The organism is Rhodopseudomonas palustris (assembly GCF_003031265.1).
Classification (GTDB): Bacteria; Pseudomonadota; Alphaproteobacteria; order Rhizobiales; family Xanthobacteraceae; genus Rhodopseudomonas; species Rhodopseudomonas palustris_H.
This window is the reverse complement of sequence record NZ_CP019966.1, coordinates 863,290-886,763: the sequence shown is the minus strand read 5'-3', so window position 1 is coordinate 886,763 and position 23,474 is coordinate 863,290. Positions and strand designations below refer to the sequence as shown.

19 protein-coding genes are annotated in these 23,474 nt (G+C 65.7%); 14 read left to right on the top strand and 5 right to left on the bottom strand.

Annotated elements, in window-relative coordinates:
* Window positions 1-5 precede the first annotated feature (5 nt).
* Entirely contained in the window at window positions 6-764 is a 759-nt protein-coding gene (locus tag RPPS3_RS04120; protein ID WP_107342972.1) for a carbonic anhydrase, read from the top strand.
* An 87-nt stretch (window positions 765-851) separates the two neighbouring features.
* Here RPPS3_RS04120 and RPPS3_RS04115 read toward each other — a convergent pair whose 3' ends face one another.
* Window positions 852-1,718: a caspase family protein gene (locus RPPS3_RS04115; RefSeq protein ID WP_107346420.1), complete on the bottom strand. Its 867-nt coding sequence runs from the start codon at window positions 1,716-1,718 to the stop codon at window positions 852-854.
* A gap of 454 nt (window positions 1,719-2,172) precedes the next feature.
* Between RPPS3_RS04115 and RPPS3_RS04110 the strand changes: the two genes are divergently transcribed.
* The 4 genes from RPPS3_RS04110 to RPPS3_RS04095 all read left to right on the top strand — a co-directional run bounded on the left by RPPS3_RS04110 (window position 2,173) and on the right by RPPS3_RS04095 (window position 6,889).
* Complete coding sequence (locus RPPS3_RS04110; protein ID WP_107342971.1) at window positions 2,173-3,912, top strand: hypothetical protein; 1,740 nt, start codon at window positions 2,173-2,175, stop codon at window positions 3,910-3,912.
* 113 nt (window positions 3,913-4,025) lie between these two features.
* Entirely contained in the window at window positions 4,026-4,757 is a 732-nt protein-coding gene (locus RPPS3_RS04105) for a thermonuclease family protein (RefSeq protein ID WP_107342970.1), read from the top strand.
* Window positions 4,758-4,790: 33 nt separating this feature from the next.
* Complete coding sequence (locus RPPS3_RS04100; RefSeq protein ID WP_107342969.1) at window positions 4,791-5,645, top strand: LssY C-terminal domain-containing protein; 855 nt, start codon at window positions 4,791-4,793, stop codon at window positions 5,643-5,645.
* A gap of 56 nt (window positions 5,646-5,701) precedes the next feature.
* Complete coding sequence (locus tag RPPS3_RS04095) at window positions 5,702-6,889, top strand: pyridoxal-phosphate-dependent aminotransferase family protein (protein WP_107342968.1); 1,188 nt, start codon at window positions 5,702-5,704, stop codon at window positions 6,887-6,889.
* On the opposite strand, the gene RPPS3_RS04090 is transcribed toward RPPS3_RS04095, so the two are convergent.
* On the bottom strand, window positions 6,886-8,298 hold the full coding sequence (locus tag RPPS3_RS04090) for an MFS transporter (protein ID WP_107342967.1): 1,413 nt from the start codon (window positions 8,296-8,298) through the stop codon (window positions 6,886-6,888). The genes RPPS3_RS04095 and RPPS3_RS04090 overlap by 4 nt on opposite strands.
* A gap of 256 nt (window positions 8,299-8,554) precedes the next feature.
* Window positions 8,555-9,529 carry a zinc metalloprotease HtpX gene (gene htpX, locus RPPS3_RS04085; protein ID WP_107342966.1) on the bottom strand — a complete coding sequence of 325 codons (975 nt, stop codon included), beginning with the start codon at window positions 9,527-9,529 and terminating at the stop codon, window positions 8,555-8,557.
* A 142-nt stretch (window positions 9,530-9,671) separates the two neighbouring features.
* Here htpX and RPPS3_RS04080 point away from each other — a divergent pair, with 142 nt between their 5' ends.
* Window positions 9,672-10,976 (top strand): adenylate/guanylate cyclase domain-containing protein, encoded by a 1,305-nt coding sequence (locus RPPS3_RS04080; RefSeq protein WP_234820090.1) that lies wholly within the window; start codon window positions 9,672-9,674, stop codon window positions 10,974-10,976.
* Between the two features lie 120 nt (window positions 10,977-11,096).
* Window positions 11,097-12,476, top strand: coding sequence for a cytochrome P450 (locus RPPS3_RS04075; RefSeq protein ID WP_107342965.1), 1,380 nt, complete (start codon window positions 11,097-11,099; stop codon window positions 12,474-12,476).
* Window positions 12,477-12,590: 114 nt separating this feature from the next.
* Here RPPS3_RS04075 and RPPS3_RS04070 read toward each other — a convergent pair whose 3' ends face one another.
* Window positions 12,591-13,433 carry an SDR family NAD(P)-dependent oxidoreductase gene (locus tag RPPS3_RS04070; protein ID WP_107342964.1) on the bottom strand — a complete coding sequence of 281 codons (843 nt, stop codon included), beginning with the start codon at window positions 13,431-13,433 and terminating at the stop codon, window positions 12,591-12,593.
* A gap of 177 nt (window positions 13,434-13,610) precedes the next feature.
* Here RPPS3_RS04070 and RPPS3_RS04065 point away from each other — a divergent pair, with 177 nt between their 5' ends.
* The 4 genes from RPPS3_RS04065 to RPPS3_RS04050 all read left to right on the top strand — a co-directional run bounded on the left by RPPS3_RS04065 (window position 13,611) and on the right by RPPS3_RS04050 (window position 17,754).
* Window positions 13,611-15,431 (top strand): putative bifunctional diguanylate cyclase/phosphodiesterase, encoded by a 1,821-nt coding sequence (locus tag RPPS3_RS04065; protein WP_107342963.1) that lies wholly within the window; start codon window positions 13,611-13,613, stop codon window positions 15,429-15,431.
* 189 nt (window positions 15,432-15,620) lie between these two features.
* The gene (locus RPPS3_RS04060; protein ID WP_107342962.1) at window positions 15,621-16,055 is read left to right on the top strand and encodes a hypothetical protein; all 435 of its coding nucleotides are present in this window, start codon (window positions 15,621-15,623) and stop codon (window positions 16,053-16,055) included.
* Between the two features lie 8 nt (window positions 16,056-16,063).
* Window positions 16,064-16,408 (top strand): c-type cytochrome, encoded by a 345-nt coding sequence (locus tag RPPS3_RS04055; RefSeq protein ID WP_107342961.1) that lies wholly within the window; start codon window positions 16,064-16,066, stop codon window positions 16,406-16,408.
* An 80-nt stretch (window positions 16,409-16,488) separates the two neighbouring features.
* Window positions 16,489-17,754, top strand: coding sequence for an acyl-CoA dehydrogenase family protein (locus RPPS3_RS04050; RefSeq protein ID WP_107342960.1), 1,266 nt, complete (start codon window positions 16,489-16,491; stop codon window positions 17,752-17,754).
* Here RPPS3_RS04050 and RPPS3_RS04045 read toward each other — a convergent pair whose 3' ends face one another.
* Window positions 17,755-17,949, bottom strand: a complete 195-nt coding sequence (locus tag RPPS3_RS04045) for a hypothetical protein (RefSeq protein ID WP_011156346.1) — start codon at window positions 17,947-17,949, stop codon at window positions 17,755-17,757.
* Window positions 17,950-18,383: 434 nt separating this feature from the next.
* On the opposite strand from RPPS3_RS04045, the gene RPPS3_RS04040 reads away from it, so the two are divergent.
* The 3 genes from RPPS3_RS04040 to RPPS3_RS04030 all read left to right on the top strand — a co-directional run bounded on the left by RPPS3_RS04040 (window position 18,384) and on the right by RPPS3_RS04030 (window position 23,462).
* Window positions 18,384-18,785: a hypothetical protein gene (locus tag RPPS3_RS04040; RefSeq protein WP_011156345.1), complete on the top strand. Its 402-nt coding sequence runs from the start codon at window positions 18,384-18,386 to the stop codon at window positions 18,783-18,785.
* A 327-nt stretch (window positions 18,786-19,112) separates the two neighbouring features.
* On the top strand, window positions 19,113-21,752 hold the full coding sequence (locus RPPS3_RS04035; RefSeq protein ID WP_234820089.1) for a bifunctional diguanylate cyclase/phosphodiesterase: 2,640 nt from the start codon (window positions 19,113-19,115) through the stop codon (window positions 21,750-21,752).
* Between the two features lie 117 nt (window positions 21,753-21,869).
* Window positions 21,870-23,462, top strand: coding sequence for a gamma-glutamyltransferase (locus RPPS3_RS04030; protein ID WP_107342958.1), 1,593 nt, complete (start codon window positions 21,870-21,872; stop codon window positions 23,460-23,462).
* The last annotated feature ends 12 nt before the right edge of the window (window positions 23,463-23,474 follow it).

Here is a 23,474-nt window from a genome sequence, read left to right as displayed (position 1 = left end):
CGTCGATGGACCGTCGCAATATCCTGAAGGCCTTTGCTGGCCTCGCTCTATGTCCGCTTTGCGCCACCGCCGGCGCTGCCGCCGAAGGCGCCCACCATTGGGGCTATGAGGGTGAAGGCGGCCCGGCTAAGTGGGGCGAGCTCGATCCTGCCAACCAGATCTGCTCGATCGGGGTGCAGCAATCGCCGGTCGATATCCGCTCGACCGTCAGCGCCAATCTGTTTCCGCTGCAGGTGCAGTGGGCTGATACGGCCGATACCATCATCAACAACGGCCATACCATCCAGCTCAACGTCGCCGAAGGCTCGACACTCAAGCTCGGCGGCGCGACTTTCAAGCTGGTGCAATTCCACTTCCACCGTCCCAGCGAGCATCAGATCGACGGCAAGTCGTTCCCGATGGAGGTGCACTTCGTCCACCGCATGGACTCCGGCACGCTCGGCGTAGTCGGCGTGCTGATGCAGGAAGGCGCCGCCAATGCGGCGTTCGCCAAGATCGTCGCGACCATGCCGCAGAGCGAAGGTCCGGCGGTGAAGGCCGATGCTGGGATCAATCCGAACGCACTGCTGCCGGCGAAGCTCGGTTACTACCGCTATGAAGGGTCGCTGACGACGCCGCCGTGCTCGGAGGTCGTCGACTGGATGGTGCTGACCGATCCGATCACGGTCGCGGCCGAGGACGTTGCAGCGTTCGCCAAGCTGTATCCGATGAACGCACGCCCGGTGCAGAAGGACAACCGCCGCTTCGTGCTGCAGTCCAACTAAGCGGCACACACTCTCAACGACGAAGGCCTGACGCGGACGCCGCGTCAGGCCTTTTCGTTTTCAAAAAGAGATTATCGGACTGAACGCTCAGCCGCCGGTGTTGGGCGTCGCGTCGGCGACCGGCACCAGCGGCACGTCCGCGACCAGCGACGAGGTCATGGACGGCACCTGGGCGCCATTGGTCGCCTTGATCACCGCCTGCCTCGCCTTGGCGAAAGCGGCTTCCGCGCTTGCCGGCGACGACAGCGAACCGATCAACTCCCCAACCACCATACTGTTAGGAGCGTCATTGTCGTCCGCCACCTGCCCCGGCGTCGCCGACGACAGTACCAGCGCATTGGCCGGCGTCTCGATTGGCGCCAGCCCGTGCGAATAGGCGCGGAAGCGGCGCTCATAGGGATTGCGGCGCGACGCGTCGAGCACCGCCAGATTGGTGTGAGCGCCGGCGGCCTTGATCTCCGCCAGCACCTGCTCGACGCTGACGCCGCTGCGGCGCACGTCGGCTTCGGTCCAGATCTTGGCGTCGACCGGAATCATGTAGTTGTCGCGGCCGGACTGAATGCCGTAGCCGCCGAAGAACAGCATCACGGTCGCGTCCTTACCGGCGCGGGCCTTGATCCGCGCGACCGCGCGCAGGATGTCGTCACGGCTGGCGTCCTCGATCATGTCGACGTCGTAGCCTTCATGGCGCAGCGAGGCGCTGAGCAAACGGGCATCGTTGATCGGCTGCAGCAGCGGCGAAGCGGCATCGGGGTAATGGGCGTTGCCGATGACCAGGGCCAATCGCGATGAGGTCGCCTTCGCGTCGACGGTCGTCGGGGCTGCGACACGCGCCGTATCGACCGGGCGCTTGTACAGCGCCGCATGCGCGCCGATCGCCAGCGACACCACGCCCACCAAGGCAGCAGCAGCCGTGAGGGTCCGCCGGGAAAAGCGATGCAGCCGGATTGCCATCGTCAAATCGTCCTTATCGGCGCGCGCAGGCATTCGTCGCGTCGCTGCCGTTCAGGTTCATGGATGAGCGGGTCATTTGCCTATGAATTGCGCTCAATTTGCGGCGCCGCACAATAACAATCCCTTAAACAGTTCAGGACATTCAGGCAAGCGAGCAGGACTACGGAGCGTCGAACCAGCCAACGGCGTTGGTGTTCCGGTTCCGATGATCTTGGCCGAGCGACGTCCGATCGAGATTTGATCCGTTCAGAGGGGACAAAAACCTCGTGAGCGCTCGCGAATTCTTGGCTGATCTTGCTGCGACAAAAATCATCTTGGGCAGGCGCCGCAATCTGTCCTACGCCTCGCGCCATCCGACGAGAGCCAGCCGAGCGACGGCCGCGGGTTTGTATTCCCGGTCCGTCCATGCGATTCCTCGTCGGCTCGAACGTGTCAGAGCGCGCGGAAGACGATCATGGATGTGCTGAAGATGGCCGGCGCGGCGTACCGCGCGCTGACCGCCCGGAAACAAGCGCCGACGCTGTACGACCTGTGCGATCCGGTGTTCCTCGGTCACAAGCACGGCGATCCGCACATCTCCAAATTCTACAAGACCGCACTCGCCAACCCGGCGCTGCGGCCGCTGCTGCGCAAGGCCGGTCTGCCCGAGCTGCACGACCCGGTGCGGTTTCGCGCCGTTCGCGACGCCCTGATCAGCGCCCGCGACGATGCCGAGCCGGATTGGGCTGCGATCGGCGCGCCGATCGCCGAGTTGATCGACACCGTCCGGCTGGAGCACCCGCGTCCGCCGAGCTGGGTGGCGCCGGCGCAAACGCCGCGGCTCGCCGACATCGACAGCGCGATCCGCGCCTGCGGTGATCATTTGCTGCAATCGTGGAGTCGCAACTGCTTCCTGCCGGCCTATGCGTCGTTCAACCTGATCGGCGACCCAGATCTCGACGGCCGTGCGTTCCTCGCAGCGCTGACCGGGCTGAATTCGCGCAGCTACAAGAATTCGACGCTGCTGTTCAATCTGGCGCGGGTGTTCATCGCCCGATCGCCGGCAGAAGGCGTGATCAATCCGCGCTGGCGCGGGATCGCCGAGCCGATGTGGTCGCCGGTGCAGATCCGGCATCGCTCGGCCTATTACGATGCGTTCTACATCGAGGCACTGCTCGGCTTCATCGATTCCGGCCTCGGGACGCCCGACGACACCCGCGCGGCGCGGCGGATGATCGCCGACATGACGGAATTCTGCCTCAAGACCAGCCGCGAACGAGTCCGCACGGCCGAGGGCGAACCGTTCGACGCGATCACCGCGCTGGCGCCGCCGCCGCATCCGCGATTTTCGCGGTTCTTCGCCAAGGTCAAACAGAACCTCGGCTTCGGCGTGTACGTGCCGGATTGCGACACCACCGCCTGTGCGATCTCCGCCGCCACCCAGGCGAACTCGTCGGATCCAATCATCGATCAGCCGCTGATCGATCTTTATCGTGCCTATCAGGTCCGCACCGGCGCCAGCGCCCCGATGGTCACGGTGCCCCTCAACGACACCATCGACTACGACGGCGGCATCGTCACCTGGATCGACAGCCTAGCCGGCGAGCGCCCGTTCGGCAACGACCTCGATCCGACGCTCAATCTCGACGTGCTCGAAGTCAGCTTCCGCAATTGTGCGCGGTGGCGGATTGTCGAGACGCCTGCCCGGCTGGACACGGTGCGCCGTATCGTCGATTTCCAGCGCCGGCTGGTGGCCAGCGGCGCGTTCGCCGATCCGAAATCGCACGTGTATTACCTGCCAGAACTGTACAGCGCGTATTTCGGCCGCTGCTACGTCGCGTTCCGGGCGCTCGACGAAGCCGCCAAGCGTGCGATTGATCCTGACGGCGTGTTCGAGGCGATCCGGCTGCGCGTGCTGGCTTACGTGCAGGACGAGCTGATCGCCAAGGAGATGAACGTTTTCGACGCCGCACTGGCGTTGATCGCGCTCGGTCATCTTGGCGGCGATAGTCAGCACTTCGCACCGGCGCTGCATTGCATCCTGAACCACCTCGGCGAAGGCGGCGGCCGCGCGCCGTTCAAGGCCTATGAGTGGAACAAGATGAAGACGCCGACCCGGATTCTGGTCGGCGGCCCCGAGGTGACCTCGGCATTCGTGCTGATGGGGCTGGCTCTCGCTCGCAAGGCGCTGCTGCAGCAGGCCCACCACGCATGATCTTCGCGCGAAGTTGAAGCGAGGTGCTGCCGAGGCTCTGGCCGGGCCGCCCAAGATTCAGCACAATCGGCGAACCTGTTTGCCGGACAGGTGCCTGCCGGGAAGGTCGACGCATGCTCAAGCTGAACACATGGCTGTTGCCGCTTTTGCTCCTGCTGCTGCCGGTAACGGCCCAGGCGGCCGACGTCAGCGGCGTGCCAAAGATCCGTGACGGCGACCATGCGCTGATTGGGAAGACCCGCATCCGTCTCGCTGGCATCGACGCACCGGCGGTGGATCAGCTCTGTCTCAACCCGAAGGGCGACCGCTGGACCTGCGGCATCGCCGCGCGTGACGCGCTGGCTCAGCATACCGCCGGCAAGAGCTGGACCTGTCACGTCCTGCGCGTCGACAAAGGCGGCCGCTCGATCGCGAAATGCGAGGTCGACGGCGAAGATCTTGGGCAATGGATGGTGAAGAACGGCTGGGCGCTGGCTTACGTGCAGTACTCCCACGCCTACGAGGCCGAAGAAAAAGCCGCCCGCGAAGCCAAGCTCGGGCTGTGGCAAGGCTCGTTCATCGCGCCGTGGGACTGGCGCGTTCGCAGCAACAAGACGCCGATCCTCGGCGCCACCAAGCCGCCGAAGGACGCCCGGCGAATCCTGCTCGCCTCAGCGTCCGGTCCGGTCGCGCCGTCACCCGAATGCACCATCAAGGGCAACGTCAACAAGTCCGGCGAGTGCATCTACCACAAGCCGACCAGCCGCTGGTACGCCCAGATCCGGATGAAGATCAGCAAGGGCACCCGCTGGTTCTGCTCGGTGGAAGAAGCCGAGGCCGCAGGCTGCCGCGAGACGCGGCGCTAGCCGCCGCAACAGACCGGGCTGCGGGGGCAGACCTTGAACCACACAGCACATGATCCTTCGCGGCCGCAGCGGCCGCGCAAACGCCGGCTACGGCAAGCATGGCAGCTTTCGGTGGTGCTGATCGGTTGCTACGCGATCCTCGCCTATCTGGCGCTACCGATGTTCTGGACCCACTACGAACACCAGAGCAAACTCGCCGACATGCCGATGGTGACCCGCACCGCGCAGGGCATTCCCGGCGACCCGATCAATGTCGGGCTGATCGGCGATCAGCACGAGGTCGTCTGCGCGATCCTCGCGGCGAACTGGCACCCGGCCGATCCGATCACGCTGCGCTCGTCGATCGCGATCGCCGGCAGCGTGCTGCTCGACCGTCCCTATCCGGACGCGCCGGTGTCGAGCCTGTACTACCTCGACCGCCGCGAGGATCTGGCATTCGAAAAGCCCGACGGGCGCAGCGCCGACCGACGCAATCATGTGCGCCTGTGGAAGGTGCTCGACAGCGGCCAGGAAGGCCGCCCGGTCTGGCTCGGCAGCGCCACCTTCGACCGCGGCGTCGGCGTCAGCCATTACACCGGCGCGGTGACGCATCACATCGCACCCGATATCGATGCCGAGCGTGACCAATTCGCCGCCGATCTCGAAGCCGCCGCGATGGTCGATGCGAAATATCAGATCACCGGCGTCGGTCCGACCATCGCCGGCCGCAACGGCGAAGGCGATTTGTATTACACCGACGGAGAGGTCTGGATCCTTCGGCTGACCGAAGGCTGCAAGAAGCGCAGCAGCCCGGCCGAGATTCTGCCGAGCCCGCTCGCGACCGAGATCAAAGATCAGATCTTCCGCACCGTCACCAACGCAATCGAGCCCGGCGCGAGCGCGCCTTGAAATCGATGCGGCGAGCCGGCATGGTCGCGGCATCTCTCACCACAGGGACAAGCATCATGGCCGTCAGCGCCGGACGGGAATTTTTGGCGTTTCCCGGACCTACCACCATGCCCGACGAAGTGCTGCAGGCGATGCATCGCCCGGCGCTCGACATCTACTCGAAGGAGATGGTGGCGCTGAGCGAGGGGCTTCTCGCTGATCTCAGCCGGCTGTTTGCCACCAAGGGCAAGTCCTACATCTACATCGCCAACGGCCACGGCGCCTGGGAGGCGGTGATCAGCAACGTGCTGTCGCGCGGCGACAAGGTGCTGGTGCTGGAAAGCGGACGGTTCGCGGTCGGCTGGGGCAACGCGGCCCGCGCGATGGGCTGCGACGTCGAGGTGCTGCGAGGCGACTGGCGCCGTGCGGTCCGCGCCGACGAGGTTGAAGCGCGGCTGCGCCGCGACACCGAACATGCGATCAAAGCCATCGTGGTGGTGCAGGTCGACACCGCCTCCAGCGCCCGTAACGATCTCGAAGCAATCGGCCGCGCCATCAAAGCCGCCGGCCACCCTGCGCTGTTCATGGTCGATGCGGTGGCGTCGCTCGGCTGCATGCCGTTCGAGATGGATGCCTGGGGCATCGACGTCACGATGTCGGCGTCGCAGAAGGGGCTGATGTCGCCGCCCGGCCTGTCGTTCGTCGCGGTTGGTGACCGCGCCCGCGCCGCGCACCAGCGCGCCGGCCTGCGCACGCCATATTGGGACTGGACCGAGCGCGACGGGCCCGAGCACTACCAAAAATACGCTGGCACGGCCCCGGTGCATCTGTTGTTCGCGCTGCGCAAGGCGCTCGACATCCTGTTTGCCGAAGGGCTCGATAACACCTTCCGGCGTCACCATCTGCTCGCCGGCGCGGTGCGCCGGGCCGTGGACGTCTGGTCCGAAGGCAACGTGCTCGGCTTCAACATCGAGCACCCGGACGAACGCGCCGACACGGTCACTACCGTACGGGCCGCCGAGGGTCACGACATCGCGGCACTGCATCACTACTGCAAGGACAAATGCGGCGTGGTGCTCGGCGTCGGCATCGGCGAATTGCAGAACAAGGCGTTCCGCATCGCCCACATGGGGCACGTCAACGCCCCGATGGTGCTCGGCACGCTTGGCGTGATCGAGATGGCACTGACCGCGCTCGGCATCCCGCACAGCCGCGGCGGCGTCGATGCCGCAGTAGCTTGCCTCGCCGAGAACGTGCCGGCTTAAGCCGCCACCGCCACGGCGCGGCGCATCCAGCGCAGCAGCCCGATGCAGCCGGCAATCGCGAGCCCGAGCAGCGCCAACGCGCCGAGCAGGGCAAGGCGGCCAGAGCCGTTTTGCGCCAGAGTGAAGTACACCGAGCCGAGCGACGCGACGCCCGCTGCACTGGCGATCTGCGTCGTGGTGCCGTAGAGGCCCGAGCCGGAGCCGGCGCTGGTCGCCTGCACGCTCGACAGCACCACGCCCGACAGCGGCGCCATCACCAGGCCCTGGCCATAGCCGGCGACCAACAACGCAAGCGCCAACACAAACGGCGTCGGCGCCGCGATCACCGTCACCGTGGCGGCGATCAGGCCAAGGCCCGCGACCTGCAGCAGGCAGCCTTCGATCAGCACCAGCGTGCCGCGGCGCCGGGCCCGCGCGCCGGAATGCCGCGACGCGATCACGAAGGCCAACGCCAGCGGCAGGAACACCAAGCCAGCCTGCAGCGGCGGCACGTTCAGCTCAAGCTGCATGTATAGCGTCATCACCAGATAGAACGACTGGTTAGCGAAGAAGAAGCAGAACACCGCGCCGAGGCCGCGGACGAAGGCACGGTCGCCGAGCAGAGTCAGATCGACCACTGGCATGCCACCATGCGCAGCGACGCGGCGCTCGTAGCGCAGGAACAGCGCCAGCATCGCGCCACCGCCGGCCATCACGGCCCAGACCCAGCCTGCCCAGCCGACGTCGCGGCCGAACAGCAACGGGCCGATCACGCAGACAAGGCCGGCGAACAGGATCACGGCGCCGCCGAGATCGAGCCGCGTGCCCGGCCGCCGCGGCGTCTGCGGCATCACCCTGGCGGCGGCCGCGATGATGATCAGCCCAACCGGACCATTGACGTAGAAGATCGAACGCCAGCCGAAGCCACCGAGATCGAGCGTCACCAACAGGCCACCGAGCGCAAAGCCGGTGGCGCCGGCAAGCCCCAGCACGGTGCCGTAGATCGCAAACGCCTTGGCGCGCGCGGCATCCGGAAACAGCACGTGTAGCGTCGCCAGCACCTGCGGCACCATGAACGCCGCCGTGGTGCCCTGCGCCAGCCGCGCCAGGATCAGTTCGGGACCGGAGCGCGCCAGCCCGCACCACAGCGAAGTGAACGTGAAGCCAGCGACGCCGAGCAGGAACACGGTCTTGGTGCCGAAGATATCGCCGAGCCGGCCGCCGGTGACGATCAGCGTCGCATAGCCGATCAGGTAGATCGCGATCACCGCCTCGAGCTGCGACGACGAGGCGCCGAGTTCGGTCGAGATCGTCGGCAGCGCGACGTTGACGATAAAGGCATCGACGCCGAACATGAACTGCGCGGCGACCACGATCGCCAGCACCTGCCAGCGGCGCGAGTTATCGGTTGCGGCAACGGTCTGGTGCATGGCGACGGATCCCGGCAAGGCTTGAGCTGTCCCACGATCGCAGCCCGGCATCATCGGGTCGATTACCAGCCAGGTAAACAGCTGCCGTTCAGCAAAAAATCTCTCCGCGTCATTGCGAGCGCAGCGAAGCAATCCAGGAGTCCTGCGTACGGAGTTTATGGATTGCTTCGTCGCTGCGCTCCTCGCAATGACGGCAGAGCCAGCAAAAAGGCCCCGGCGAACCGGGGCCTTCGAAGCATCCAACACTTGGCAGGGACTAACCCCACGGACCTCGGCCACGCGGCTGGCCGCTCCACGGGCTGCGGCCGCTGCCGCGCGGGGTGCCGCCCCAGGGGGCTGCGCCGGCGCTGCGCGAGAACGCCGATGCTGCGCGAGACGGACTGCCGCCGATCTCGACGGCGAGCCGCTGCAGCGCCGCAATCCGGTTGTCGGTCGACGGGTGAGTGGCGAACAGATTGTCCATGCCCTGTCCCGACAGCGGGTTGATGATGAACATATGCGCGGTCGCCGGCGAGCGTTCGGCATCGTAGTTCGGCACCTGGTGGGCCGCGGCTTCGATCCGGCCGAGCGCCGAGGCAAGCCACATCGGCTGGCCGCAGATCCGCGCGCCCATCTCGTCGGCGGCGTATTCGCGGGTTCGGCTGATCGCCATCTGCACCAGCATGGCGCCGAGCGGCGCGAGGATCATCAACGCCAACGAGCCGATCAGGCCGGGGCCGTTGTTGTTCTCGCGGTTGCCGCCGAAGAACATGCCGAACTGCGCCACCATCGAGATCGCACCGGCGATCGTCGCCGTGATGGTCATCAGCAGCGTGTCGTGGTTCTTGATGTGCGCCAGCTCGTGCGCCACCACGCCGGCGAGTTCTTCGCGGCTGAGCTGGTTCATTAGGCCAGTGGTGACGGCGACGGCGGCGTTCTCCGGATTGCGGCCGGTGGCGAACGCGTTCGGCTGCGGGTTGTCCATGATGAACACCCGCGGCATCGGCAGTGAGGCGCGGCCGGCCAGTTCCGCCACCATCCGGTAGAGATCCGGCGCCGAGCGCTCGTCCACCTCCTGAGCGCCGTACATCGACAGCACCATCCGGTCGGAATTCCAGTAGGTGAAGATGTTCATCGCCGCGGCAACGAGCAGCGCGATCAGCGCGCCATTGGCGCCGCCGATCAGATAGCCGACCCCCATGAACAGCGCGGTCAGGCCGGCCAGCAAGAGAGCGGTCTTGAAGTAACTCATGGTCCTCCTCCTGCGTCTCCGCTCTGCAAGGAGCCTGGATAACGCATCCGTGAGATGGGGAATTCCGCCAGCCGGGGCAAGATCGCTTTGTGCGGCAGGCCGTCGCGGCTCGCTGCCCGCAATCCTCAACGAAAGTTCCTGTGTGACCGATCCGACCGCACCACCCGACGCGATGCGCGTCTATCCCGCCGGCGTCAGCATCATCCGCCGCAGCCAGCGCGGCCCCGCCTGCCTGCCCGCCAGCATCACTCTGTCCGAACTGGAAAACTGGCTGCTGCACGACGCCGCGGCCGAACCGGAAATGCTGCTGACATTCGAATCGCTGATGTGGCGGATGACCGCGGTCGGGCTGCCGGTGCATCGCGCCACGCTGCACATCCGCACGCTGCATCCGCAGTTGCTCGGCTTCGCCTGGAACTGGCGGGCCTCCGACGGGCTGTGCGACGAAGTCCAGGTCAAACAATCGACCGCTGACACCGACGCGTTCCGCCTCAATCCGCTGCACAGCCTGTTCCAGGGCGGCAAGGCGATCCGGCGCAATCCGCAGGATGCCGCCGCGCAGGCGGAATTTCCGATTATGCGCGACCTCGCGGCCGGCGGTTACACCGAGTACTTGGGGTTGCCGATGGGCGGCGACCGGTTCCGCCACGCCATTACGCTGGCAACCACGCAGCCCGGCGGCTTCACCGACGAACACCTGGCGACGTTTCAGCGGCTGCTGACGCTGTTCGGCCTGCATGTCGGCCGCCACGTCGCCACCCGGATCGCCATCAATGCGCTCGGTGCCTATCTCGGCCCGGTAGCCGGCGCCAAGGTGCTGAGCGGCGACATCAAGCGCGGCGCCGGCGAGCCGATCCGCGCCATCATCTGGATGTCGGACCTGCGCGGCTTCACCGACCTGTCCGACCGGCTGTGCGGTAACGACATGATCGCACTGCTGAACGCTTACTTCGAGGTGTTCGCGGACGCGGTGCTGCGCAACGGCGGCGATGTGCTGAAGTTCATCGGCGACGGGCTGCTGGCGGTGTTTCCGCTCGGCGATGATTCGCGCGTCGCCGGTAACGCGGCGCTGACTGCCGCGATCGAAGCCCAGGCCGGGCTGGCGCGGCTCAACCTGATCGATCCGGCGGGCGTGAATTGCGAAGGCTGGCGGCCGCTCCGCGCCGGCATCGCGCTGCACGAAGGTGAAGTGTTCTTCGGCAATATCGGCGCCGCCGAGCGCCTCGACTTCACCGTGATCGGACCGGCGGTGAACGAAGCCAGCCGGGTCGAGGCGCTGCAGAAGAGTATCGGCCGCAGTATCCTGGTGACGGCGGCGGCCGCGACCCATATCGACGCACCACTGGAGCCGCTCGGCGACTACCCGCTGCGCGGCGTCACCGTGCCGATGACGATCTTCAGCCCGCCCGAACAGCCGCTCCGGCAGCCGCTGGCCGCTGCGTCATAATCCTCGCCGCTTCGGTTTGGCCTTGCCAAGCCGAGCGGACGCCTCCTATTTTCAACTGCGACGCGCCACAGAACGGAGGCACACCTCCGCATGGCCGATACAACCGCCTAGGGAGGCCCCATGTCGATCCAAGTCGCGGATTCGTCACTCGTCGCTCGGCCAGTGCCGCCGAAGCCCAGCGCGCTCGCCCACATTCCCGGTGACGAAGGCTGGCCGATCATCGGCCGGACGCTCGCGGTGCTCGCCGATCCGAAAGGCGAGGTCGAGAAGATGGCGAGGACCCATGGTCCGGTCTATCGCAGCCGCGTTCTCGGCGAGACCTCGATCACCCTGCTCGGGCCGGAGGCCAACGAGCTGGTGCTGTTCGATAACACCAAGCTGTTTTCCTCGACCCATGGCTGGGGCCCGATCCTCGGGCGGCTGTTTCCGCGCGGCCTGATGATGCTCGATTTCGACGAGCACCGGCTGCACCGGCGCACCCTGTCGGTGGCGTTCAAGGCCGGGCCGATGCAGTCCTATCTGGCCGAACTCAACGCCGGCATCGCCCGCCGCGTCGCGGAGTGGCGCGCCCGCCCCGGCGAGATGCTGTGCTACCCGGCGATGAAGCAGCTCACGCTCGATCTCGCCGCCACCTCATTCCTCGGCACCGCGATCGGCGCCGAGACCGAAGAGGTCAACCGCGCCTTCATCGACATGGTCGCGGCCTCGGTGGCGCCGATCCGCAAGCCATGGCCGGGCACCGCGATGGCCCGCGGCGTCAAAGGCCGCCAGCGCATCGTCGCTTACTTCGCCGAACAGATTCCGATCCGCCGCGCCAAGGGCGGCGACGACCTGTTCTCGCAGCTCTGCCGCGCCACCCACGACGACGGCGCGCTGCTGTCGAACCAGGCGATCATCGACCACATGAGCTTCCTGATGATGGCGGCGCACGACACGCTGACGTCGTCGCTGACCTCGTTCGTCGCCGCACTCGCGGCGCATCCGGAATGGCAGCAGAAGCTGCGCGAGGAAATCGCAGGCCTCGACCTGAAGCCCGGCGAGCCGATCAGTTTCGAACAGCTCGACGCACTGCCCCTCACCGAAATGGCCTTCAAGGAAGCGATGCGGCTGCGGCCGCCGGTGCCGTCGCTACCGCGGCGGGCAACACGTGCCTTCAGCTTCAAGGGCTACACAATTCCAGCCGGCACCATGGTGGCGGTCAATCCGTTATACACCCACCACATGCCGGAGATCTGGCCGAACCCCGACAAGTTCGACCCGCTGCGCTTCACCGACGAAGCCTCGCGCGGCCGCCACCGCTTCGCCTGGATTCCCTATGGCGGCGGCGCGCACATGTGCCTCGGGCTCAACTTCGCCTACATGCAGGCGAAGTGCTTCGCCGTCCACCTGCTGCAGAACATCGACCTGTCGCTGCCGCCGAACTACCACACCGCCTGGCAGATGTGGCCGATCCCGAAGCCGAAGGACGGGCTTCGGGTCAATGTCGCGCCCCTGAATTAGCTCGCAGAACGGCTTCTCTCGTCATTGCGAGCGAAGCGAAGCAATCCAGAGTTCAGTGCATCTGGCTGGATTGCTTCGTCACTTCGCTCCTCGCAATGACGGCGAACGTGTTGGTCACCCCTCGCCGTGATCGAACGCCTTGCGTAGCGCGACGTAGCCTTGCTGCTGCGCGGTCCAGTTACGGCCGCCGGTGATACCGCCGTCGACGACGAGATCGTGCCCATTGATGAAGGTCGACTCGTCGCTGGCGAGAAACACCGCGGCCTGGGCGATATCGTCCGGAATGCCGGCGCGCTGGATCGGCTGCGCGGTCTTGTAGATCTCGCGCATCGTCGCGGCGGTCTTTTCGGCCGCATCGGTCGTCAGCCCGAGCGCCTTGCCGAAGATGCCAGTCGCGATCGCGCCGGGCGAGATCGAATTGACGCGAATGCCGGATTCGCCGAGCTCCATCGCGACGCATTTGGTCAGGTGGTTCACCGCCGCCTTGGCGGCGCCGTACACCAGCGATGACGAGAACCCGGCGAGCCGGCCGGCGATGCTGCCGTTGTTGATGATCGATCCGGCGCCCTGCTTCTTCATCGCCGGGGCGGCGTGCTTCATGCCGAGCATCACGCTGCGCACCAGCGCCGCCATCGCAGCGTCGAAGCGATCGACCTCGAGGCCTTCGATGCCGCCGGTCTGCGCCGGACCGCCGGCATTGTTGAACAGGCAGTCGAGCCGGCCGAACCTGTCGAGCGCGGTGCCGATCAGGGCCTTCACCTGAGCCTCGTCGGTGACGTCAGTCTGCTTGAACACGCAGGACGAGCCGAGCTGCGCCGCCAGCGCCTCGCCCTCGGCCGTGCGGCGGCCGGCGACAACGATCCGGGCGCCTTCGGCCACGAATACCTCCGCGGTGCGCCAACCGATGCCGCTGGTCGCACCGGTGATCACCGCAATCTTACCGTCGAGCCGTCCCATCGCTGTCTCTCCCTGATCGGGCAACCTTTGCTGCCGCGTCTTTCGTTGTAGGTGTTGATACTCTGTTAATGACAAATACTCGACTGCAATTCAAATCCACTGCGGATGCGGGATTGCGCCGGCATTCAGGGTTGCACTTAACCATTATTACAGCGGCCTTCGCCATCCTTCGCGCGCATGACGAGCGCCGCACCATCCTTTCCCTCGACTGGGACGACCGACGTCGCCGAGAGCGATGAGGCGCTTTCCGCGGACGCGGCGGGCATCGCGGCTGCCGACGCCGGAGAGCTGCGGCTGTTCAAGGAAATCGTGCGCGCGCTGCCCTCGGCCGTGACGGTGCAGGACGAGCACGGCCGGTTTGTCTTCATCAACGACGCCGCCGCCGCACAATATCGACTTCCGCCTGCATCGACCGACACCGCCAGCAACCCGCCACTCGACCGGCGCCGCAGCGACGGCGCGGCGCTGCTGGCCCAGGGCCAGTCCGGCACGCGCGAAGAACGCATTGCCTTCGGCGGCGCGGCCCGCGCGCTGCTCACTGCGCACAAGCCGGTGGACATCGACGGACGCAAGCTACTGCTGTCGAGTTCGCTCGATGTCACCGACCAGAAAGTGATCGAGGACGAGCTGTTCCGCCGCGCCTATTACGACGAGCTCACCGGCCTGCCCAACCGCGCCGTGATCGAGCGCCACGTCACCGCGCTGCTGGAGGATCACCGTCAGCACCATTTCGCGCTGGCGTTTCTCGATGTCGACAATTTCAAGCATATCAACGATTACTACGGCCATGCGGTCGGCGACGCGCTGCTGGTCGGGATCGCCAAGCGGCTTTCGCTGGAGCTGCGCGACACCGACGTGCTGTCGCGGATCAGCGGCGACGAATTCCTGCTGCTGCTCGATCCAATCACCAGCGAGGCTGAAGTCGCCGGTCACATCGAATTCCTGCTGCAGCGGCTGAAGGCGCCGTTCTATATCGACGGCACCGAAGTGTTCGCGTCGGCCTCGATCGGCATCAGCCTGTATCCCGAGCACGGCCGCAACTACGAGGCGCTGCGGCAGAACGCCGACATTGCGATGTACCGGGTCAAGAGCGACGCCAAGGGCGCCTCTGCGATCTTCAACATCGCGATGGAGCGAGAGGCGCTGGAGCGGATGGCGGTGGAGCAATCGCTGCGCCAGGCCATTCTCGACAGGCGTTTCTGCTGCGCGTTCCAGCCCAAAGTCGATATCCGCACCAACGAGATCAAAGGCATCGAAGCGCTGGTGCGGCTGCGCGACGATAACGGCGTGATCCAGGCGCCGGGCACCTTTGTCGATCTCGCCGTCGAACTCGGCTTGATCGACGAGCTGACCCATCTGGTGCTTGCCGAGATCATGAAATCGATCGACCTGATCAACGCCACCTTCGGCGAGCAAGCCAGCATCAGCGTCAATGTCGCCGCCAAGCAAGCCGGCTCGCCTGACTTCATGCGCTCGTTCTGCGAGGCGCTGGCCGCAACCGAATGTCCGAAGCGGTTCATGGTGGAAATCACCGAGGACGCATTCGTCGCCAAGGCGCACTTCCAGAAAGAGATCCTGCCGATGCTGCGGGAGATCGGTGTCGGCATTTCGATCGACGATTTCGGCATCGGCTATTCGTCGCTGTCGGCGCTTGCGGACATCACCGCCGACGAGATCAAGATCGACCGCTCCTTCATCACGGACATTCACAAGCGTCCGCGCAGCCAGGGCATCCTGCGTGCGATCGAGTCGCTCAGCGACGCTCTCGGCATGACGGTGATCGCCGAAGGGATCGAAACTTTCGAAGAACTCGCATACCTGCAGGCCATGACGCGGATCCGCTACGCGCAAGGCTATTACTACTCCAAGCCGGTCTTCCTCGAAGAGTTGCGGCCGCCGACCGTTCCGGTGTTTACCAACGGCCGTCCCGGCGCGCCCGGCCGCCATCTCGAACAGGCGCGTCAGCCGCTGACCCGCACCAGCTACGCGCGGGGCTGAACCGCACGATCAGCACGGCGCTACGCGGCGATAGAACCGCATTCCGCACAGCGAACAAACGCCTGATTTTGCTGGCTTGTCGGCCGTTACCTCCGGTGATGTCCGGGGTCTTTTGCTTGATCTATCGCAATGTGATTGGGGGGACGTTCGGCGATTGTACCGTCACCGTCAGACATCTTGGAGGGCGAAATGCCTGCCCATAGCCGCCCCTATCCGCTCGTCGACCGGCTGATCGAAACCTTCGCCGACTGGCTTAAGCATCGCCGTGAAGTCGTCGAGATGTGCCAATTCGACTCTGCGGAATTCGGCCGTATCGCGCACGACCTCGGCGTCACTGCGTCGGATCTCGACGAGCTGGTCCGCCAGGGTCCACACAAGGTTGAAGAACTGCCGCAGCTACTCAAGGTTCTCGGAATCGACGAGGACGCGATCGCCCGTGCTCAGCCGCTGGTGATGCGCGATCTCGAGCGCGTCTGCGCGCTGTGCCGCCACAAGGCGGAGTGCGATCACGACATCGCCGACGGTTCGCTCGCCGAGCACTACCAAGCGTACTGCGCCAACAAGGTGACGCTCGACGCGCTGGACAAGGACTTCCACGTCGCGCCCGGCACGGTCCGTCACTAATCGTGACGATGTCGCAGGGTTGGTTCCGGCTCCCGGCCACTGGATTTCTCATCATCGCGGTGCTGCTGACGGTTCGGCTGCACCGCGCGGATGCCGCCGCCCCGCAGGACGGCGTCTCCACCGGTCATAAGCTCGCCGCACAGTGGTGTGCGGAGTGCCACGCCATCGAGCCGGACGATGCCCGCGATGGCAAAGGACCGGGGTTCTCCCGAATCGCCAATTTGCCCTCGACGACCGCGCTGTCGCTGAACGTGTTCCTGCGCTCCAACCATACCAACATGCCGAACTTCATCATTGCGCCCGGCGATGCCGCCGAGATCGTGCAATATATCCTCAGCCTGAAGCGCAATTGATGCGGTCGCAGCGACGCCGCGCGCCGGCGCCACCGACCTCGGCGGACCGCTCCGCCGCCCTTCCCGCCTGAGAGCCGCGTATGGATTTCGACCACAGCGACAAGGTGCAACGGCTGCGCGCGCAGCTTTCCGACTTCATGCGCTTCCACGTCGAGCCGGCCAACGTCGCCTGGCATCGTGAAGCGGCCGCGGGGCACTATCCGCTGGCGCTGATCGAGCGGCTGAAGTCGCGGGCGTTCTCCGAGGATCTGTGGAATCTGTTTCTGCCGGGCCTGCGGGATGAGGATCCCGGCCAGCGTCTCAGCAACGTCGAATATGCGCCGCTGGCCGAGATCATGGGCCGGGTGCATTGGGCGTCGGAAGTGTTCAACTGCAACGCGCCCGACACCGGCAACATGGAGCTGCTGCATCTGGCGGCGACGCCGGAGCAGCGCGCCGAGTGGCTCGATCCGCTGCTGATCGGCGAGATCCGGTCCTGCTTCGCGATGAGCGAGCCGGATGCCGCATCGTCGGACGCGCGTAACATTCGCACCACCATCACCCGTGACGGCGACGACTACGTCATCAACGGCCGCAAATGGTTCATCACCGGGGCCGCGCATCCGAACTGCAAACTGGCGATCGTGATGGGCGTCACCGGCGAGTACCTGCCGGCGACCTCGACCGAGCGGCACTCGATGCTGCTGGTGCCGATGAACACGCCGGGCCTGTCGATCGTCCGCAACATCCCGGTGATGCACTATCACTCGCCGGAAGGACATTGCGAGCTGGTGTTCCGCAACGTCCGGGTACCGGCAGCCAATCTGCTCGGCGAGGAAGGCAGGGGCTTTCGTTTGGCGCAGGACCGGCTCGGGCCCGGCCGGGTGCATCATTGCATGCGCACCATCGGCCAATGCGAAGTTGCGCTCGAACTGATGGCGGAGCGCGCGCTCGAGCGCGAGGCGTTCGGCAAGCACCTCGCAGACTTTGCGAATATTCAAGACTGGATCGCCGAATCGCGGCTGGAGATCGATCAGGCGCGGCTCTTGGTGATGCATGCGGCGCACCGCATGGACCGCGCCGGCAATGCGGCAGCGCGGGTCGACGTCTCGGCGATAAAACTGGTGGCGGCGCGGTTGCAAACCCGGATCGTCGATCGCGCCATGCAGGTGTTCGGGGCGATGGGCCTGACGCCGGATACGCCGCTGTCTTACTTATGGACCTGGGGCCGCGCGATGCGGTTTCTCGACGGGCCGGATGAGGTACATCTGCGCGTGGTGGCTCGCGCCGAGCTGGCGAAGGCGAAAGCGCAGGCGGGCCTAAATGCCCACCACTTCGTGCCGCCGTCGCAATTGCTGCCCGAGTGATCAGCGCCGGGCCGGCTGCGCCATCACGGTGACGATCCAGCGCGGGGTCTCGCCGGTCTTGTCTTCCTTGACGGCACGGACGATGCCGGTGACCGAGGAGCCGCCGACCTTCAGCGTCGCGGCGCGGCCGCTGAACTGCGCGATCCGCGATCGGCGCGCTTCTTTCAAATCCGTGGTTTCGAGCGTCTGCAGCATGGGTATTCTCCCCTCAGGCTCGACTATTCGCAGTCGTCGTTACGCAGTGATTAAGCTGATCGCTGGTAAGAATACCGGTCAGCACCCGACAAAAGGCGAAGACCCCGCAGTGGGAGCTTTGCAGCGCACCGGTCAGGATGCCGCACCCGGCCACCTATTCGTCAGCCCGGAACGTCCGCCAACCACTTTCATCCAATGATCACTGTCAGCAATTCGCCTGACTGGCAGCGTTTTCGCATTTGCCTTATTCAAAAAGAGCTGGGAATCGGCACGCGTCGATGTTCCGCAGGCGGTGATCGTGAGCGCAGTCGAGGATGACGACCTCCGCAACAGCGAGCGCGTGCCTGGCTTGTCATTCCACCTCACCCGCGACGACCGCGCGTGAGCGAACCTGAAAGGGCACCCGCGAGCGCCGGGTGACGAAAGGTAAATCAATGCAATATTGGATCGGTGCTTTTGCAGTCGCCCTGGTGGTCGTGATCGGCTACGCGGGCGGCCCTCTCGCCGCTGTCATCACGATCGTCGCCTTCCTGGTCGCGCTGTTCCTGCTGTGGGCGCGCGAACTCGGCTTCAAGGGCGCCTGGGAAAAGTTCGGCCTGCAGACCCTGGAGCTGCCGCTGAAGGTCGACAACTGGGATCGCTTCAAGCTGATCTTCGCCGACGAGAACAAGCTGGTGAAGGCCTGCGCCACGGCAGTCGCGCTGATCGCGCTGGCGATGATCCTGCCGCGCAATCTGGCGGCGCTGGTGTATCTCGCCGCCGCCGCGTGGGGCGTGTTCGAAGTCTATCGTGCCAACAGCGCTGCGGCGCCGCGCGCCGGCACGCCGATCAACTAACCGAGCAACGCTCGGCACCGGCAGTCAGCTGCCGTTCGCATGTCAAAAGGGCCGGCGGAGCGATCCGCCGGCCCTTTGCTTTGCGCCGAAGACTGCTGCGTTGATCCTTCGCAGCAATTGCCCCGCCGGCACCGACATGAGCAATATTGAACAGGCGTGGTCTTGAACAATTCCAGCGCCGCTCCCCGATTCAAGTTTTGCTTACCGTGATTGCTAACCCGCCTCTCATCTGTGGCAGGTAGTTTTCGCGGGATGCAACACGTCCGGCCCCCAGATCCGGCTTTCGAACCTCCTCCTGACATCGGCGAGAACTCGTCCGTCGCCGGGATGCTGCGTCTTCGCCCGATCCTCTGGCTGATCCTGAGCGGCGCCCTGCTGATTGCCGGTATTGCGGTCACCACCACGCTGACTGTCAGCAATTTCAAGGAGAAGGCGCTGCGCAACGGCGAGCGCGAGCTGTCCAACACCGCATTGCTGCTGGCGCTGCATTACGACCGCGAAATCGACGATTTCCTGGCGATGCAGAACGACATTGTCAGCACTGCCCGCCAGATGCGGCAGCCGTCGGCCGAAGCGTTCGGCGGCACGATGGCGACGCTGGCGATGCATCAGACTCTGCGCTCGCGCGCCCGAGGTGCGACCGAGATCACTGCGCTGAAAATTTTCGATTCGAACGGCACCCTGATCAACACCTCCGACGTTTGGCCGGTGCCGGTGCTGTCAATCGCAGATCAACGTTACTTCCTCGACCACAAATCCGGGACCGCACAGCGGGTTACCGTCGCGCTGGAGCAGAACGCGCTGGCTGGCGGCTGGAGCATCGTGCTGGCGCAGCGCCTGACTGCAGCCGACGGTGAATTCCTCGGCGTGGTCACGCGCGCGATCACGCCGGCGCATTTCGACCGTTTCCTGTCGCAAGTCTCGCTGATCGGCGATTCAGCCGTCTCGATGCATCACAGCGACGGCACCTTGCTGACGCGTCACCCGTTCGCCGAGGGCATGATCGGCCGCAATTTCCGCGACGGACCGCTTCAGCAGCAGGCGATGTTCGACGACGACACCACTGCGCGGCTGACCAGCCCGATCGACGGGCAGGACCGATTGGTCGCGTCGCACGCGCTTACCGAACTGCCGATCGTGATGGTTGTTACCACCACTACCGAGGATGCGCTGGCGAGCTGGCGGACCCAGACCAAGCTGATGGTCTCGGTCGCGGCCGTCTCGGCCTTGGTGGTGACCGTGATCTTGTTGCTGATCATCAACCAGATCGGCAAGCACCACCGCGCCACCCAACGCAAGCTGCAGCTCGACAAGCAGCGACTCGACACCGCGATCAACAACATGTCGCAGGGCTTGCTGCTGTTCGATGCCCAGGCCCGGCTGGTGATCTGCAATCAGCGCTACATGGAGATGTACGGTCTGTCGCCCGAGGTGGTGAAGCCCGGCTGCAGTCTGCGCGACGTGCTCGAACATCGGAAATCGACGGGCTCGCTCGGCGGCAACATCGACAAGATCACCACCGATCTGATCGACCGCCTGTCGTCGCAGCGCGTGTCGGAGATTCACAGCATCCACGACCGCTCGATCGAATTCTCGAGCGTGCCGGTGCCGGGCGGCGGCTGGGTCATCACCCACGAGGATGCCACCGAGCGCAAACGTTACGACGAGCGGATCTCCTATCTGGCGCATTTCGACAGTCTCACCGATCTGCCGAACCGCTCGATGTTCCGGCAGCGACTCGAAAACGAGCTGCAGCGTGCCAGCCGCGGGGCGCCGTTCGCGCTGCTATACATCGACATCGACGAGTTCAAGAGCATCAACGATACGCTCGGCCATCCGGTCGGCGACGAACTCTTGAAGCAGGTCGCGGTGCGGCTGCGCGACTGCGTGCGCGAGACTGACTTTGTCGCTCGGCTCGGCGGCGACGAATTCGCCATCATCCAGATCGGCGTCAGCGGCCCCGACGAAGCTACCGCGCTGGTCGACCGCATCTACGAGTCGATCCGGTTGCCGTATCAATGCCTCGGCCACCTGCTCTCCACCGACGCATCGATCGGAATTGCGATCGCGCCGCGCGATGGCGCTGATCTCGACCAGCTGGTGAAGAACGCCGACCTGGCGATGTACAGCGCCAAGGCCGAGGGCCGGCGCACCTTCCGGTTCTTCGAGCCGGAAATGGACGCAGTCGCCAAGACCCGCCGCCAGCTCGAATTCGACCTGCGCAGCGCGATCGCCGACCGCGGCTTCGAAATCCACTATCAGCCGCAGGTCGATCTGCGCAGCGGCGCGATCACGGGTTGCGAGGCGCTGCTGCGCTGGCGGCATCCGACCCGCGGCATGATCTCGCCGGCCGAGTTCATTCCGATCGCCGAGGACACCGGCCTGATCAACGAGATCGGCGCCTGGACGCTGGCGACCGCCTGCTCGGAGGCGGCGACCTGGGACAGCGATATCACGCTCGCGGTGAATATCTCGCCGGTGCAATTCCGTCAGCCGTCGCTGGCGCTGCTGGTCGCCTCCGTGCTCGGCGCGTCGGGGCTGCCGGCGAGCCGGCTCGAACTCGAAGTCACCGAGGCGGTGCTGATTCACGACGATGACGCTGCGCTGAGTACACTGACCCAGCTTCGCGCGCTCGGGGTGAGGATTTCGCTCGACGATTTCGGCACTGGCTATTCGTCGCTGAGCTATCTGCAGCGCTTCCCGTTCGACAAGATCAAGATCGATCGCAGCTTTATCGACGGCATCGACACCACCGAAGGCTCGACCGCGATCGTGCAGGCCGTGGTCAACATCGCAGCGGCTCGTCACATGACCACCACCGCCGAGGGCGTCGAGACCGCGCGGCAGCGCGAGATCCTCACGACGCTCGGCTGCACCCAGATGCAGGGTTGGCTGTTCAGCCCTGCCATCCCTGCCGCCGCGTTCCGCAAGTTGCTCACCTCGCACCTTTCAACCTGCGCCGCCTGATTATCATCACTGCTTCTGCGTCGTAGCAGCGGCTCGCAGCACGCCCTACACTGCGCCGCGCTGGCGCACTGCGCCGGCCCCGCCGCGTGTTGTCCCCTTGCAAGCGAAAGCCTCCGCATGACCGACCAGTTCAGCAATCTGCAGCAGATCCGTAAGCCGGCGATCACTTCGAAGGGCGGCATCGTCGCGGCGCAGTCGCGCCGCGCGGCCGAGATAGGCGCCGACGTGCTGGCGGAAGGCGGTGACTGTATCGATGCGGTGATCGCCACCACCTTTGCGCTCGGTGTGCTCGAGCCGTGGATGAGCGGCATCGGCGGCGGCGGCGCGATGGTGCTGTACCGCGCCAAGGAAGACCGCACCGAAGTCATCGACTACGGCATGCGTGCGCCGCAGAGCCTGCGGGTCGAGGATTATCCGCTGACCGGCGCGGGCGCGGCGTCCGATCTGTTCCCGTGGCCGCGGGTGAAGGACGACCGGAATATTCACGGCCCGGCCGCCGTCGCGGTGCCGGGGGTGGTTGCCGGCATGGAGGAGGCGCACCGCCGCTACGCCAAGCTGCCGTGGCGCGACCTGGTGGCGCCCAGCATCGCGCTCGCCGGCGACGGGCTCGCGGTCGACTGGTGGACCACGTTGATGATCGGCAGCGTCACGGCCGATCTGCGCCGGTATCAGGCCAGCGCTGCCTCATACCTGATCGACGGCCTGCCGCCGCATGCACCGTGGGGCATCAAGTCGAGCGTCACCCTGCCCCAGGACCGGCTGCAGGCGACGCTGGCACAGCTCGGCGAGCAAGGGCCGCGCGACTTCTACGAAGGCGATCTGGCGCGGAGCCTCGCGGCCGACATCCAGGCCGCCGGCGGCACACTGTCGGTGGAAGACCTCGCCGGCTTCCGCGCGCATCTGCGCGACCCGCTGACAATTCCCTATCGCGGCGGCGCGGTGTTCGCGACGCCCGAGCTGACCGCCGGACCGACGCTGGCGCACACGCTGCGCGTACTCGGCGATCGCCTGACGCCGGCCGGCAGCGAGCCCGACGCCGCGGCCTATCAGGCCTACGCGCTGGCGCTGCAATCGGCCTATGCCGAGCGGCTGCGCGACATGGGCGACGCCGACGGTCGCCGCGCGCTCGGCGCCGAGCATCTGGCGCCGGCCTGCACCACGCATTTCTCAGTGGTCGATCGCGACGGCAACATGGCGGCGGTGACGCAGACGTTGCTGTCGACCTTCGGCTCGAAATTCGAAACGCCACACACCGGCATCATGATGAACAATGGCATCATGTGGTTCGATCCCGAAGCCGGCCGGCCGAATTCGCTGGCGCCCGGCAAACGCTGCCTGACCAACTACACGCCGGTGCTGGCGCAGGCGCCGGACGGCCGCCGCTTAGCACTCGGCGCCTCGGGCGGCCGCCGCATCCTGCCGGCGGTGGCGCAGATGCTGTCGTTCGTGATCGACTATGGCATGGACCTCGACGCCGCGATCCATCAGCCGCGGATCGACGCCAGCGAAGGCGAGGTGGTGATCGGCGATGTGCGCCTGCCGGCTGCGACGCGCGAGGCGCTGCGCCGGCAGTTCGATTACGAAGAGGCGCGGGTGCAAACCTTCCCGATGAAATTCGCCTGCCCCAGCGTGGTGCTGCGGCACGAAACAACGAATAGCGGCGCGACCGAAATCGCCCAGCCGTGGGGCGACGCCGTGGCCGAAAGCTAAAGCGGCACGAAC

What these genes read in the sequence shown, in the direction of transcription:
- RPPS3_RS04115 (WP_107346420.1), bottom strand. Translation starts at nt 1,718, where the DNA reads ATGGCAATCCGGCTGCATCGCTTTTCCCGGCGGACCCTCACGGCTGCT.
- RPPS3_RS04075 (WP_107342965.1), top strand. Translation starts at nt 11,097, where the DNA reads ATGTCGATCCAAGTCGCGGATTCGTCACTCGTCGCTCGGCCAGTGCCG.
- RPPS3_RS04060 (WP_107342962.1), top strand. Translation starts at nt 15,621, where the DNA reads ATGCCTGCCCATAGCCGCCCCTATCCGCTCGTCGACCGGCTGATCGAA.
- RPPS3_RS04105 (WP_107342970.1), top strand. Translation starts at nt 4,026, where the DNA reads ATGCTCAAGCTGAACACATGGCTGTTGCCGCTTTTGCTCCTGCTGCTG.
- RPPS3_RS04055 (WP_107342961.1), top strand. Translation starts at nt 16,064, where the DNA reads ATGTCGCAGGGTTGGTTCCGGCTCCCGGCCACTGGATTTCTCATCATC.
- RPPS3_RS04110 (WP_107342971.1), top strand. Translation starts at nt 2,173, where the DNA reads ATGGATGTGCTGAAGATGGCCGGCGCGGCGTACCGCGCGCTGACCGCC.
- RPPS3_RS04030 (WP_107342958.1), top strand. Translation starts at nt 21,870, where the DNA reads ATGACCGACCAGTTCAGCAATCTGCAGCAGATCCGTAAGCCGGCGATC.
- RPPS3_RS04050 (WP_107342960.1), top strand. Translation starts at nt 16,489, where the DNA reads ATGGATTTCGACCACAGCGACAAGGTGCAACGGCTGCGCGCGCAGCTT.
- RPPS3_RS04040 (WP_011156345.1), top strand. Translation starts at nt 18,384, where the DNA reads ATGCAATATTGGATCGGTGCTTTTGCAGTCGCCCTGGTGGTCGTGATC.
- RPPS3_RS04090 (WP_107342967.1), bottom strand. Translation starts at nt 8,298, where the DNA reads ATGCACCAGACCGTTGCCGCAACCGATAACTCGCGCCGCTGGCAGGTG.
- RPPS3_RS04095 (WP_107342968.1), top strand. Translation starts at nt 5,702, where the DNA reads ATGGCCGTCAGCGCCGGACGGGAATTTTTGGCGTTTCCCGGACCTACC.
- RPPS3_RS04035 (WP_234820089.1), top strand. Translation starts at nt 19,113, where the DNA reads ATGCTGCGTCTTCGCCCGATCCTCTGGCTGATCCTGAGCGGCGCCCTG.
- RPPS3_RS04070 (WP_107342964.1), bottom strand. Translation starts at nt 13,433, where the DNA reads ATGGGACGGCTCGACGGTAAGATTGCGGTGATCACCGGTGCGACCAGC.
- RPPS3_RS04065 (WP_107342963.1), top strand. Translation starts at nt 13,611, where the DNA reads ATGACGAGCGCCGCACCATCCTTTCCCTCGACTGGGACGACCGACGTC.
- RPPS3_RS04045 (WP_011156346.1), bottom strand. Translation starts at nt 17,949, where the DNA reads ATGCTGCAGACGCTCGAAACCACGGATTTGAAAGAAGCGCGCCGATCG.
- htpX (WP_107342966.1), bottom strand. Translation starts at nt 9,529, where the DNA reads ATGAGTTACTTCAAGACCGCTCTCTTGCTGGCCGGCCTGACCGCGCTG.
- RPPS3_RS04120 (WP_107342972.1), top strand. Translation starts at nt 6, where the DNA reads ATGGACCGTCGCAATATCCTGAAGGCCTTTGCTGGCCTCGCTCTATGT.